The 12,368-nt window shown below is 48.1% G+C and carries 14 protein-coding genes; 8 read left to right on the top strand and 6 right to left on the bottom strand.

Features of this window, described 5'->3' with window-relative positions:
• Positions 1 to 45 precede the first annotated feature (45 nt).
• The gene (locus tag ACN0UN_RS02680; protein ID WP_417658601.1) at positions 46 to 918 is read left to right on the top strand and encodes a sulfurtransferase; all 873 of its coding nucleotides are present in this window, start codon (positions 46 to 48) and stop codon (positions 916 to 918) included.
• A 9-nt stretch (positions 919 to 927) separates the two neighbouring features.
• Here ACN0UN_RS02680 and ychF read toward each other — a convergent pair whose 3' ends face one another.
• The 6 genes from ychF to lolB all read right to left on the bottom strand — a co-directional run bounded on the left by ychF (position 928) and on the right by lolB (position 5,868).
• Positions 928 to 2,019 (bottom strand): redox-regulated ATPase YchF, encoded by a 1,092-nt coding sequence (ychF, locus tag ACN0UN_RS02675; RefSeq protein ID WP_128351046.1) that lies wholly within the window; start codon positions 2,017 to 2,019, stop codon positions 928 to 930.
• Positions 2,020 to 2,021: 2 nt separating this feature from the next.
• Positions 2,022 to 2,615, bottom strand: coding sequence for an aminoacyl-tRNA hydrolase (gene pth, locus ACN0UN_RS02670; protein WP_417658600.1), 594 nt, complete (start codon positions 2,613 to 2,615; stop codon positions 2,022 to 2,024).
• Between the two features lie 6 nt (positions 2,616 to 2,621).
• A complete protein-coding gene (locus ACN0UN_RS02665) occupies positions 2,622 to 3,293 on the bottom strand; it encodes a 50S ribosomal protein L25/general stress protein Ctc (RefSeq protein WP_417658599.1) in 672 nt (223 codons plus the stop codon).
• Between the two features lie 126 nt (positions 3,294 to 3,419).
• Positions 3,420 to 4,367 (bottom strand): ribose-phosphate pyrophosphokinase, encoded by a 948-nt coding sequence (locus tag ACN0UN_RS02660; RefSeq protein ID WP_128351043.1) that lies wholly within the window; start codon positions 4,365 to 4,367, stop codon positions 3,420 to 3,422.
• An 8-nt stretch (positions 4,368 to 4,375) separates the two neighbouring features.
• Positions 4,376 to 5,248, bottom strand: a complete 873-nt coding sequence (gene ispE / locus ACN0UN_RS02655) for a 4-(cytidine 5'-diphospho)-2-C-methyl-D-erythritol kinase (RefSeq protein WP_417658598.1) — start codon at positions 5,246 to 5,248, stop codon at positions 4,376 to 4,378.
• Positions 5,236 to 5,868, bottom strand: a complete 633-nt coding sequence (gene lolB, locus ACN0UN_RS02650; protein ID WP_417658597.1) for a lipoprotein insertase outer membrane protein LolB — start codon at positions 5,866 to 5,868, stop codon at positions 5,236 to 5,238. Before lolB ends, ispE begins: the two co-directional genes overlap by 13 nt.
• A 100-nt stretch (positions 5,869 to 5,968) precedes the next feature.
• Between lolB and hemA the strand changes: the two genes are divergently transcribed.
• The 7 genes from hemA (at position 5,969) to ACN0UN_RS02615 (ending at position 12,355) form a co-directional block, all read left to right on the top strand.
• On the top strand, positions 5,969 to 7,219 hold the full coding sequence (gene hemA, locus ACN0UN_RS02645) for a glutamyl-tRNA reductase (RefSeq protein WP_417658596.1): 1,251 nt from the start codon (positions 5,969 to 5,971) through the stop codon (positions 7,217 to 7,219).
• A 15-nt stretch (positions 7,220 to 7,234) separates the two neighbouring features.
• Entirely contained in the window at positions 7,235 to 8,323 is a 1,089-nt protein-coding gene (gene prfA, locus ACN0UN_RS02640) for a peptide chain release factor 1 (protein ID WP_417658649.1), read from the top strand.
• 5 nt (positions 8,324 to 8,328) lie between these two features.
• Positions 8,329 to 9,183, top strand: coding sequence for a peptide chain release factor N(5)-glutamine methyltransferase (gene prmC, locus ACN0UN_RS02635; protein ID WP_417658648.1), 855 nt, complete (start codon positions 8,329 to 8,331; stop codon positions 9,181 to 9,183).
• Positions 9,176 to 9,784, top strand: a complete 609-nt coding sequence (locus ACN0UN_RS02630; RefSeq protein ID WP_417658595.1) for a response regulator — start codon at positions 9,176 to 9,178, stop codon at positions 9,782 to 9,784. The genes prmC and ACN0UN_RS02630 overlap by 8 nt, the downstream gene beginning before the upstream one ends.
• Positions 9,785 to 9,798: 14 nt before the next feature.
• Positions 9,799 to 10,170 (top strand): SirB2 family protein, encoded by a 372-nt coding sequence (locus ACN0UN_RS02625; protein WP_417658594.1) that lies wholly within the window; start codon positions 9,799 to 9,801, stop codon positions 10,168 to 10,170.
• Between the two features lie 105 nt (positions 10,171 to 10,275).
• Positions 10,276 to 11,079, top strand: a complete 804-nt coding sequence (locus tag ACN0UN_RS02620) for a SirB1 family protein (RefSeq protein WP_417658593.1) — start codon at positions 10,276 to 10,278, stop codon at positions 11,077 to 11,079.
• A gap of 25 nt (positions 11,080 to 11,104) precedes the next feature.
• Positions 11,105 to 12,355 (top strand): DUF819 domain-containing protein, encoded by a 1,251-nt coding sequence (locus ACN0UN_RS02615; RefSeq protein ID WP_417658592.1) that lies wholly within the window; start codon positions 11,105 to 11,107, stop codon positions 12,353 to 12,355.
• Positions 12,356 to 12,368 lie beyond the last annotated feature (13 nt).

The raw sequence follows: 12,368 nt of genomic DNA, 5'->3' as shown, positions 1-12,368 counted from the left end.
ATTAAGTTGTAAGTAAACAACCTTTAGCAAATGGAATGATAAGGTATGAGTACGTCAGATAAATCGTGTCTCGTAACAACCAAGTGGTTGGCTGAACATAAAACGCAACCTAATGTGCATGTTCTTGATGCAAGTATGAAAAAAGTTGCGGGGCGTACTCCCCTTGAATACAACGAGCTAACTGTCATACCAGATTCTCTGGATATGGCTTTAGAGAAAAATTTTACTGACACTACCGCGAGTTTGCCGAATGCGTTTCCAACGGCTGAACAGGTTACCTTAGCAACGCAAGCCTTAGGCATTAATAAAGACGATACCTTGGTGCTTTACGATAATCAGGGCATTTATTCTTCGCCACGCGCTTGGGTGATCTTCAAGTCAATGGGCTTCAAACAGGTTTATATTTTAGACGGCGGGTTACCGCAGTGGCTCGCGGACAATTATCCTGCGGATACTGAACATGCGCGCCCGAAATCATCCCGTGGAAACTTTGTCGCAAAGCTTGATAAAGAATGGCTGGTTACGGCCAAACAAGTTTTAGCAGCAACCCAAAGCGGCGCCAGCAGTATTATTGATGCACGTTCGCGCGAGCGTTATTTGGGCAAAAAAGAAGAGCCGCGCAAAGGGATGCGCAGTGGTCATATTCGTGGGTCGTTTAATCTGCCATTTCTTGATGTGCTGGATGACAACAGATTTAAAAAGTCGGCGGAACTCGAAGATATGTTTGTGTCGCTAGTCGGCCCAAAATCCCCACATTTGGTTTTAACCTGTGGTTCCGGTATTACTGCGTGTATTTTGTTGGTTGCGGCGCGCATTGCGGGCTTCAGTGAAGTGCAGCTTTATGATGGGTCATGGTCCGAATGGGGTGCTAATCCGCAGCTCCCCATCGGCCCAAAATCTTCTTCGAATAACGATTAACGGTTTTTTCTACACGTTAAATCGGAATAAGATCACATCACCGTCTTTTACAATATACTCTTTGCCTTCTTCGCGACGCTTACCGGCTTCTTTCGCACCTTGTTCGCCTTTGTGCGTAATGTAGTCGTCATAGCCAACAACCACAGCACGAATAAAGCCTTTTTCAAAGTCGGTGTGAATTTTACCGGCCGCCTGCGGTGCCGTAGCGCCAACAGGAATAGTCCATGCACGCACTTCTTTCACCCCAGCGGTAAAGTATGTTTGCAAGTTGAGTAACTGATAACCACCGCGGATAACACGGTTTAAGCCCGGTTCAGTTAACCCTAAATCAGCCATGAACTCTGCTTTTTCTTCGTCGTCAAGTTCAGCGATTTCAGATTCAATTTCGGCACAAACAGGCACCACAATGGCGTTTTCGGTGGCAGCAATGGCGCGTACTTTATCTAAGTAAGGGTTATTCTCAAAACCGTCGTCATTCACGTTAGCGATGTACATGGTTGGTTTCATCGTTAACAGGTTGTAGCTGCGAATAGTGGCTTTTTCATCATCGCTAAGCGCAACTGAGCGGGCCATTTCGCCATTCTCGAGTGCGGGCAATAATTTTTGTAATACGGCAATTTCGGCAGCTGCTTGTTTGTCGCCGCCTTTCGCTTTCTTACCTTGACGATGAATTGCTTTTTCAACACTATCCAAGTCTGCCAACGCCAACTCTGTGTTGATAACTTCAATGTCTTCAGCAGGGTCAACTTTACCAGCAACGTGCACAATATTGTCATTTTCAAAACAACGCACAACGTGACCAATCGCATCCGTTTCACGAATGTTCGCAAGAAATTGGTTACCTAAGCCTTCACCTTTCGACGCGCCTTTAACAAGGCCAGCAATGTCGACAAACTCCATGGTGGTTGGTACCACACGTTGTGGGTTCACAATGGCTGCCAGCTCGTCTAAACGCGGATCAGGTACTGCAACCACGCCAGTATTTGGCTCGATGGTACAGAAAGGAAAGTTAGCTGCTTCAATACCAGCTTTGGTCAGCGCGTTAAACAGCGTTGATTTACCTACGTTCGGCAAGCCGACGATACCACACTTGAATCCCATGCTTATTTCTCTCTCTGTGCTTTAAAACTGTGTAAATGCTGTTGTGCCGCGCGCATACCTTGTTGCAGCAAGATATCAATGCTGCGGCAGGCCTCCGTAATGGTATCATCCATCAACAGTTGGTCAGCTTGTGATGCTTTTCCCAACACCCATCCGGTTACTTTACTTTTATCACCAGGATGACCGATACCAATACGTAAGCGATGAAAATCATGGCTACCTAAGCAAGCCACAATGTCCTTAATGCCATTATGTCCGCCTGTACCGCCGCCAGTTTTGAATTTAGCAACGCCAGGAGGCAGGTCTAATTCGTCATAAGCGACCAAGATTTCTTCAGGTGCAATTTTATAAAAATTAGCCAGGCTGGCTACTGCGTTACCACTGCGATTCATAAATTGCATAGGCTGCAAAACGCGCAAGTCCATGCCGCTTTTCTGAATGCGGGCGCTGTTGCCAAAGAATTTGGTGTCAGGCTGGAGTGTATGGCCGTGCATACGAGCGTACTGCTCGACTAGCCAGAAGCCTGCATTGTGACGTGTTTGGGAGTATTCGGGGCCTGGATTACCCAGGCCCACGAGTAAGCGAATTGTCGACATAAGACCTTATTCAGCGTCTTTGTCTTCTTCTTTCGCTTCTTTAGCAGTAGGAACTTCAGCTGATACTTCTTCAGTTTCTTCCGCTTCTTTTTCTACACGTGGCGCAGTGATTGAAACAACTGCTTGGTCGTGATCTTCACCTTTAGTCAATTCAACCAGTTCAACGCCTTTTGGCATGTTCAGGTCGGTTAAGTGCAAGGTTTCGCCTAACTTCAAGTTCGCGATATCAACTTCAACGAACTCAGGCAGATCTTTTGGCAAGCAAGAGATTTCTAAATCTGCAACGTGGTGAACAACAACACCACCTTCTTCTTTCACGCCAACAGCTGTTGCTTCGTTAGTGAAGTGAACAGGTACGTGAGTGTGCAGTTTCTGACCTTTAACAACACGTTGGAAATCCAAGTGAGTCAATTTAGGCTTGTACGGGTGACGTTGAACGTCTTTCAAGATCGCTTCGTGCTTCTTGCCGTCGATAACCAAAGTCAGGATGTGTGAGTAGAACGCTTCGTAGTCAGCCATGTTGTTCACTTTGTTGTGATCCAACGTGATTGAAATCGCTTCTTTATCAGCACCGTATAAAATTGCAGGCAGTTTTTCCGCACGACGCAGGCGGCGGCTCGCACCTTTCCCTGTATCCGTACGCAATTCTGCTTGGATAGTAAAATCGATAGTTGACATATGGAGTGTCTCCGTTAAATAAAAATAAGCCGGATATTCGCGACCAAATACCCGACAAGTTCCTCAAAAATATGTCTTGCTCATTCGAGGGCGCGGAATAGTACCACTGAAGCCCTCGAAATTCAATCAATACTCGAACATCGCTGAGATAGATTCTTCATTACTGACACGGCGCAGCGCTTCAGACAACATGCCACTTAACGTCAGTTGATGAACCTTGTCCAGGCTCTTCATTTCTTCACTGAGCGGGATACTGTCAGTGACAATGACGCGGTCAATTTGCGAGTCGCGAATGTTCTCAAATGCGTTGCCCGAAAAAACTGGGTGCGTGGCGTATGCAAATACGCGGCGTGCGCCATTCTTTTTCAGTGCATCTGCGGCTTTGCATAAGGTGCCGCCGGTATCAATCATGTCATCAACAATAATGCAGTCACGATCTTGAATGTCGCCAATGATATGCATAACTTGCGATTCGTTAGCACGTGGACGACGTTTGTCGATAATTGCTAAGTCGATGTCGTTTAGTAACTTTGCGATAGCGCGCGCACGCACAACACCGCCAATGTCAGGCGAAACCACCACAGGGTTATGGAATTCTTGCTGGCGTAGATGTTCCATCAACACAGGGCTACCAAACACGTTGTCTACCGGCACATCGAAGAAACCTTGAATTTGCTCGGCGTGTAGGTCGACGGTTAATACCCGATCGACACCAACGCTGGATAAAAAGTCAGCAACTACCTTTGAGGTAATCGGCACTCGGGCAGAACGTACGCGGCGATCTTGGCGGGCATAACCGAAATATGGAATGACAGCCGTGATGCGGCCAGCAGAAGCGCGGCGGAGCGCATCGACCATAACCACCAACTCCATCAGGTTGTCGTTGGTTGGTGCACAGGTTGATTGAATAATGAAGACGTCCGAACCACGAACATTTTCGTTGATCATGACGCTGATTTCACCGTCACTAAAACGGCCAACATCGGCGTCACCGAGTTTGATAAATAGGCGGTCGGCAATTTTTTTCGCGAGTTCTGGCGTCGCATTGCCAGCAAAGAGCTTCATGTCAGGCACACTAAACCTCAATCTTGGTTGGTTAGGTTCACAGTTGAAGCCTGCCGCAATTGCTGGCAGACCGGGTTTTCATTGAGACCTCGCGCGACAAATCCTGTCCACTGTGCAGGCATCCTTTGCAGCGCAGCACGGGCATCTAATTCGTTTTCGAAATGACCGAAAAGGCATGCACCGGTGCCGGTCAATCGAGAAGGCGCGTATTCTACCAACCAGTCGAGGGCCTTGGCAACTTCTGGGTAAAGTTTACGGACCAGAATTTCGCAGTCATTGCTGGTAGTTTCCCAGCTCCAGTGCGGCCATTGCAGTGGTGGGTGGTTACGAATTAAATCTGGATGCTTAAAAATACTCGGGGTACTAATTTGCACGCCCGGGTGAATAATCAGGTACCAAGGGCAGGGCGGGGTGGCCGGTGTTAATTGCTCACCAATGCCTTCGGCAAAGGCTGCGTGGCCACGCAAAAAAACAGGAACATCGGCACCAAGTTGCAGGCCTATCTGTTCAAGTTGGCTATTAGAAAGCGGCAATTGCCAGAGATGTCGCAGCGCCAATAACGCGGTGGCAGCGTCGGATGAACCGCCGCCTAAGCCGCCGCCAAAGGGCAGTTTCTTGTTGATATGAATACGAACGCCGGGTAACGGGCTGTGTGCGTGCTGGCGAAGTAATTGAGCGGCCTGTACCACCAAGTTATCAGGGCTCTCCAAAGCTGGTTCCGAACAACTGAGCGTGATTTGATGGCCGTTCGTTAATTGAAATGACAGTTCATCGCCGTAGTCGACAAACTGAAACAGGGTTTGCAAATTATGGTAGCCGTCGGCGCGTTGCCCAACAATGTGCAGAAATAGATTGAGTTTAGCGACCGCGGGTAAGGTTAAAAGCTCCATGCAGACACCTTGAGTTTGAGGCGCCACGCATCAGTTGTTAAATCAATACTGTGTGGCATGAACGTGCCATCAACGATGGTGTAATCTCGTAACTGCGCGCGCCACAGCTGATCGGCGGCAATCATAACAAAGTCTGATAGCAACGCCAGTTGCTGTTGTTCATGTCGGCGCAATTGATAGTGGGTGTCAATCATGCCCGGCAGCTGTTTGCCCATAACAATGGAGTTAATCACCGTTATCGGTAGATCCATTTGAAAATACTCTAATAACAGCTGCTCGGCGGATTCGGCTTGGTATTCCTTTCCGTCTTCGTCAGTCAGTACTGCTAATCCATCTTGTTCGTGCAAGCGCGCTAAGGTGCCACGCAAAGGATGAGAAAACCGCATGGTGAGGGTTGAAGCACTTGAAAACCAGTCCACATAAACCCCGTGACGGTTGTCCTCACGCAAGTCGAACAATGCCATTTGCCCTTTTAGTCGCCACTGGTCACGTTGTTCCAATTGCTGTTGTTGCGCCGCAACTGCGCGGTCATCAACGTCGCTGTAAGTGACAGGTTCCGGTACCGCGCTACAGGCAGCTAACCAACCGCTTGTGAGTACTACTAATAGAAGACGTTTCATTCGCTAAGCTATCCCTCTTCGTGTGCTTTTCATCATGCGGGCTTTCACGTACAATTGCCAGCGTTTAGCAGTAGCCAGAGGCTCGCAATTTTTTGCTATTATGACCATTTTCGCACTTGGTGTTAACCATAAAACAGCTTCCGTGGCATTACGGGAGCAAGTCGCCTTTTCGCCTGAGCAGTTGCATCAGGCGTTGCCAGCGCTACGTGAGCAAACAGGCGTGGCTGAAGCGGTCATTCTGTCAACGTGCAACCGCACCGAACTTTATTGCCAAGGCGCAACTTCAATAGACATGCTGATCGGTTGGTTAGCCGGCTACCATCGCTTACCACTAGAGCAATTGCGTGAGCATTGTTACATCTACGAAGACAACGCAGCCATTGAGCATTTAATGGCTGTTGCCAGCGGGCTGGACTCGTTGGTGTTGGGTGAGCCGCAAATTTTGGGGCAAGTGAAGCAGGCGTATCAGTTTGCGCGTAATCAAGCCAGTGTCGGCACCGTGCTCGAGCGTTTGTTTCAAAACACCTTTCGCGTCGCAAAAACGGTGCGTAATGAAACCAAAGTGGGTGAAAATGCCGTTTCAGTGGCTTACGCGGCAGTAAATCTTGCACGTCAAATTTTTTCAGAGCTTCCGCAATCCAGTGTGTTGTTAGTTGGTGCGGGAGACACTGCCGAATTGGTGGCGCAGCATTTAACTGAACATGGCGTGAAGCAATTGATGGTGGCTAACAGAACACTGGCACGAGCAAGTGCTGTGGCAGATAAATTTGCGGGGCAAGCGCACACCTTAGGTGAGCTGCCTGAGCTGTTACCACAAGCTGATATTGTGATCAGCTCTACGGCCAGTCCGTTGCCAATTATCGGCAAGGGCTTGATTGAATCGGCTTTGAAAATACGTCGGCGACAGCCCATGTTGTTGATTGATTTAGCGGTGCCGCGTGATATCGAAGAACAAGTTAACGAACTCAATGATGCTTACTTGTACACCGTTGATGATTTGCAGGGCATTATCACTGAGAACCTTCGTAACCGCGAAGAAGCCGCAGCAGAAGCCAAAGTTATCATCAGTGAACACAGCCAAGCCTTTACTGCGTGGCTGCGACAGTTAGACCATGTTGATGTGATTCGTGACTTTCGCCAACGTACTCAGTGCATGAGCGATGAGCAGTTACAACGTGCTCGCAATCAACTTGCTGCGGGAAAAGATCCAGAAGACGTCATGAATGAATTGGCGCAACGACTGACCAAACAATTTTTACATCAGCCAACGCAAATGATGCGTGAAGCTGGGGCTGCCGGTGATTACGAAACCTTGGCAGTATTTCAACGATTAATAGCAGATGACGAGTAAGGTCCTCACCGCATGATGAATCCTTCGATTATTCGAAAACTAGAAGCTTTATTAGAACGTTATGAAGAAGTTCAGCACTTATTGAGTGATCCTGGTGTCATTAGCGATCAAGATAAGTTTCGTGGGTTGTCGCGCGAATATTCGCAACTCGAAGAACTGGTAAAATGTTTTACGAGCTATCAGCAGGCGCAAGCTGACGAAGCCGCCGCTAACGAAATGATGCAAGAAGACGACGCAGAAATGCGTGAAATGGCCAAAGCAGAATTAGACGAAGCGCAAGCGAAGCAAGAACAGCTTGAGCAAGAACTGCAGGTTTTGCTGCTGCCGAAAGATCCAAACGATGATCGTCCTTGTTATCTCGAGATACGCGCTGGAGCAGGTGGCGATGAAGCCGCCATATTTGCGGGTGATTTATTCCGTATGTATAGCCGTTACGGTGAGCAGCACGGCTGGAAAGTTAGTATTGTGAGCGCAAGCGAAGGTGAGCATGGTGGTTACAAAGAAGTCATTGCGCACGTGTCCGGCGATGGCGCTTATGGCCGATTAAAGTTTGAATCTGGGGGCCACCGCGTGCAACGGGTACCCGAAACAGAATCGCAGGGGCGTGTGCATACATCAGCCTGCACTGTGGCCGTGTTGCCAGAGATACCCGAAGCGGAAGCCATCGAAATCAACCCGGCTGATTTGCGGGTTGATACCTATCGCGCATCCGGTGCCGGTGGTCAGCACGTTAACCGAACTGATTCCGCCATTCGAATTACCCACATTCCGACAGGGTTTGTGGTGGAGTGCCAGGACGAACGCTCTCAGCATAAGAACCGCGCCAAGGCTATGTCTGTATTGCAGGCCCGTATTCAACAAGCCGAGGACGAAAAGCGTCGGTTAGAAGAACAAACAACGCGCCGCAGTTTGGTCGGTAGTGGTGACCGTTCGGAGCGAATTCGCACGTATAATTACCCGCAGGGCCGGGTCAGCGACCACCGCATCAACTTAACGTTATATCGTTTGGATGAAGTGCTCGCCGGTTCACTTGATTTGATTTTAGATGCAATTGTTCAAGAACATCAGGCCGACTTATTGGCAGCATTGTCTGAGAATCAATGATCACCATGCAAGCGCCGGTTAGCATAGCTGATGCACTCGCCACCGCAACCCGAGCACTGAGCCATAGTGAGTCGGCCAAACTTGATGCCGAAGTATTACTCGCTTTTTGTCTGCAGCGTGAACGTATTTATTTATTCACTTGGCCGGAGCGTCAGTTAACTGCTGCGCAAATTCAGCAGTTTGAACAGCTGTTAGCCAAGCGTCAACAGGGCACACCAGTGGCCCATTTGGTGGGCGAGCGCGAGTTCTGGTCGCTGCCATTACGCGTGAACGATAGCACCCTGATTCCACGGCCAGATACTGAAATTTTAGTTGAACACACCTTAGCCTTGGGCCTTGCCGATGATGCACAAGTGCTTGATCTTGGCACCGGTACTGGCGCAATAGCACTGGCCTTGAAATCGAGCAAGCCGCATTGGCGCATCACAGCGGTGGACAAATCACCGGCTGCGGTTGAACTCGCACAAACCAATGCTAGTGCATTGCAGTTGTCAATAAACTGCCTGGTAAGTGACTGGTTCAGCGGCTTGTCGGCGAATGATAAATTTGATGTGATTGTCTCTAATCCACCCTATATAGATGCTGCCGACCCGCACTTACAGCAAGGCGACGTGCGTTTTGAGCCTCGCAGTGCACTAGTGGCTGATAACCAAGGCCTTGCAGACATTGAACACATCATTAGTCAGGCGGGGGCATTTTTGCGTGCCGATGGCTGGCTGCTGGTAGAACATGGATGGAATCAAGCGGCAGCGGTTCGCGGCTTAATGGCATCGTATAAGTTCGAAGCCGTTAACAGCGTGCGCGATTATGCTAATCTTGAACGCATAACTGTGGGGCAATGGAGAGCAACTGATGGATAACAATTTTATCTTTGCCGACGAACATGACAGCGATGATGAAACGCGTGATCAAACGACAGAAGCAGGTTGGAAGATATTAATCGTTGATGACGAACGCGAAGTGCACGCTGTGACTCGATTGGCGTTAATGGATTTGGTGTTCGAGGGCCGTGGGCTGAATTTTCTCAGCGCCTATTCACGTCAGGAAGCCCAGCAAATGGTTGATGAAAATCCAGAGATTGCCATTGTTTTACTCGACGTGGTGATGGACACCGATGATGCCGGCTTACAAGTGGCGCGCTATATTCGTGAAACCGCTGGCAACCGCACCAGCCGTATTGTGTTGCGTACTGGCCAACCCGGCCAGGCACCGGAACGCTCGGTGGTCATTAATTATGATATTAATGATTACAAAGCGAAGACTGAGCTTACCGCGCAAAAATTATTTACCTGTGTGATGTCGTCGTTGCGATCGTATCGCGATATTATCCGGGTTGCTGATCAGCGTGATGCGCTGGAACATGAATTAAGCTTTTACCAAAATTGGTTGTTAGAACACCAACCTCAGTTGCGTCAGCAAATTGCTGCCGCGTATCAACGTTTAACCGATAATAACGATTAAAAAGGACGTTTTTGATGTCATTTGTAGCCTTAAAACACCTCCATGTCACTTTTGTAGCCATAAGTGTGGTATTATTCATGCTTCGATTTTTTTGGGTGAGCATTGGTGCCAACATTAGTCGCCAAAAGTGGGTCAAAATAGTCCCACACATCATTGATACAGGCTTGTTGCTGACTATTATGGGTATGCTCATTCATTGGCAAATGTGGCCTTGGGAAACTCCATGGTTGATCAATAAAGTTATCGGCTTAGTCGGTTATATTTTGTTTGGTCTTGTCGCAATGAAAGCCAGTGTGAGTTGGTTACGTTATGTCGGCTTTATTGGGGCGTTAAGCTGGATTATGTTCCTGCTACACATCGCCTTCAGTAAGCAAGCACTTATTTAAAGCAAAAGCGTTATTCGTTAATCGTTATTCGTTATTCGAGTAACGAACAGGAAGCGAAAGCGACCGATCGAATAACGAATAACGCAGTTTATATTTTAGGGGTTTATGCGTTTTTCATACTTAGAACATATCGCTCACGAAATGTTACCTACCATTGAAATTGTGTGGGAAATAAGTCGCACCTTTCATTCGGACAGTGACCAGTACGTTAGTGATTATTATCAGCTTATTCGTGAAATGGCTGAGCGTCATGAGAACCTTGACGGTATGGATAAACTGCAAGCCGTGATTCAGGATTTTTATTTTGAATTAGGGTTTAGTGATGCGCCCGAGCCTGTGGTTGGGGCGCAACGCATTCTGCTTGACCGTGTCATTAGCTATCGTACCGGTTTGCCGATTAGCTTGGCGCTTTTACTTCAAGAAACAGCGGCTTATGCCGGTATTCAGTTAGAATTGGTCGACTTTCCAGGTTATCCATTGTTGCGCTTTGATCATGAACAAGAAAGCTACTTTGTTGATCCGCTGCACGGTGAATTACTGGAAGACAAACAAGTGCAAGAACGCTTTGAAGATGTTACCGATGATGTACTCGAATTCTCGTGGGATATGTTTGAAGCAGCCGATCAAAAGACCGTTCTGGTACGCTATCTAACTGAATTAAAGCACGCCATGATTCATGATCAAGAATTTGCGAATGCATTGACCGTAGTGCATATGTTACTGGCGATTATGCCCGATGACCCGTACGAGATTCGTGACCGTGGTTACGTGCTTGAAGAACTTGACTGCAAACAAGCTGCTGTTGACGACTACCAGTATTTTGTCGAACAATGCCCAGATGACCCAAGTGCACAAATGTTGCGCTTGCAATTAGAAACGTGGGCGGCCCCCCAGCACGTCCTTCACTAAAAAAAATTAAAAACAAGGGGTTCCTGTGGAAAACACTGCATTGATCACCAATGACGGTATCATTTTTGGCTTGCTTGCTGCCATTCTTGGTTTGATCTTCTATACCCAATCAAGTTCGAGTTCGTTTTGGCAAAAATTCTACAAATGGGTGCCAGCACTGCTGCTGTGTTACTTCATTCCGTCGTTATTGAATACCTTTGGTATTGTTGATGGTGCCAATACCGCGATTTATCCGCTGGTTATGGATTACTTGCTGCCAGCTTGTCTGGTATTGCTCACGTTAAGCTTAGACTTAAAAGCGATTTTTCGGCTTGGTCCAAAACTGCTGATTCTATTTTTAACAGGTACGGTCGGTATCGTTATTGGCGGGCCTATTGCGCTGCTATTGGTGAGTGTAATCTTCCCGGAAATGTTAGGTGGCGCAGGCCCAGACGCCGTATGGCGCGGTATGACAACCATTGCCGGTAGCTGGATTGGCGGTGGCGCAAACCAGGCAGCTATGAAAGAAGTGTATGAAGTTGGCGGTGAAATTTTCTCGGCCATGGTTACTGTAGATATTATTGTTGCGAACTTATGGATGGCGGTGCTGCTCTACATGGCAGCGAATCATAAGGCTATCGACAAGCGCATTGGTGCGGACACCAGCGCGATTGAAGCGATAAAAGAGCGCATGGAGCATTATGAAGCGGAACATCGCCGTGAATCGAAACTGCCTGATTTGATGTTCATTGTGGCGGTGGCCTTTGGCGTAACAGGGTTAGCGCATTGGGGTGCTGATGTTATCGCACCATTTATTGGCGATAATGTGCCTGCACTTAAAGATTTTAGTTTGGACAAGAAGTTCTTCTGGTTAATCGTTATTGCAACAACCGTTGGTGTGGCGTTGTCGTTCACGCGTGTGCGGCAGTTAGAAGGCGTTGGCGCTTCAAAATACGGCTCAATGTTTGTTTATATCCTGGTCGCAACCATTGGTTTGCATATGGATGTTACCGCCATTGTCGACGTGCCTAAATACTTCTTAATTGGCGCGATTTGGATGATCATCCACGCCAGTTTAATGTTGATTGTGGCGCGGTTGCTGAAGGCTCCTGTGTTCTATATGGCTATTGGTAGCCAAGCCAATGTTGGTGGTGCTGCTTCAGCGCCTGTGGTTGCTTCGGCATTTCACCCATCGTTGGCGCCAGTTGGCGTGCTCTTGGCTGTATTTGGTTATGCACTCGGTACTTATATGGCCTATATTTGTGGGCAAATCTTGCGCGTCATCGCCGCAGGATAATTGAAAGGACAAC

Origin of the sequence: Pseudidiomarina sp., assembly GCF_048267825.1 — a bacterium.
Classification (GTDB): domain Bacteria; phylum Pseudomonadota; class Gammaproteobacteria; order Enterobacterales; family Alteromonadaceae; genus Pseudidiomarina.
This window is presented reverse-complemented; position numbering and strand designations above follow the sequence as displayed.

Excerpts from the sequence above, each read along its gene's own strand:
- ACN0UN_RS02680 (WP_417658601.1), top strand. The coding sequence starts at position 46 with ATGAGTACGTCAGATAAATCGTGTCTCGTAACAACCAAGTGGTTGGCT.
- ychF (WP_128351046.1), bottom strand. The coding sequence starts at position 2,019 with ATGGGATTCAAGTGTGGTATCGTCGGCTTGCCGAACGTAGGTAAATCA.
- pth (WP_417658600.1), bottom strand. The coding sequence starts at position 2,615 with ATGTCGACAATTCGCTTACTCGTGGGCCTGGGTAATCCAGGCCCCGAA.
- ACN0UN_RS02665 (WP_417658599.1), bottom strand. The coding sequence starts at position 3,293 with ATGTCAACTATCGATTTTACTATCCAAGCAGAATTGCGTACGGATACA.
- ispE (WP_417658598.1), bottom strand. The coding sequence starts at position 5,248 with ATGGAGCTTTTAACCTTACCCGCGGTCGCTAAACTCAATCTATTTCTG.
- lolB (WP_417658597.1), bottom strand. The coding sequence starts at position 5,868 with ATGAAACGTCTTCTATTAGTAGTACTCACAAGCGGTTGGTTAGCTGCC.
- hemA (WP_417658596.1), top strand. The coding sequence starts at position 5,969 with ATGACCATTTTCGCACTTGGTGTTAACCATAAAACAGCTTCCGTGGCA.
- prfA (WP_417658649.1), top strand. The coding sequence starts at position 7,235 with ATGAATCCTTCGATTATTCGAAAACTAGAAGCTTTATTAGAACGTTAT.
- prmC (WP_417658648.1), top strand. The coding sequence starts at position 8,329 with ATGCAAGCGCCGGTTAGCATAGCTGATGCACTCGCCACCGCAACCCGA.
- ACN0UN_RS02630 (WP_417658595.1), top strand. The coding sequence starts at position 9,176 with ATGGATAACAATTTTATCTTTGCCGACGAACATGACAGCGATGATGAA.
- ACN0UN_RS02625 (WP_417658594.1), top strand. The coding sequence starts at position 9,799 with ATGTCATTTGTAGCCTTAAAACACCTCCATGTCACTTTTGTAGCCATA.
- ACN0UN_RS02620 (WP_417658593.1), top strand. The coding sequence starts at position 10,276 with ATGCGTTTTTCATACTTAGAACATATCGCTCACGAAATGTTACCTACC.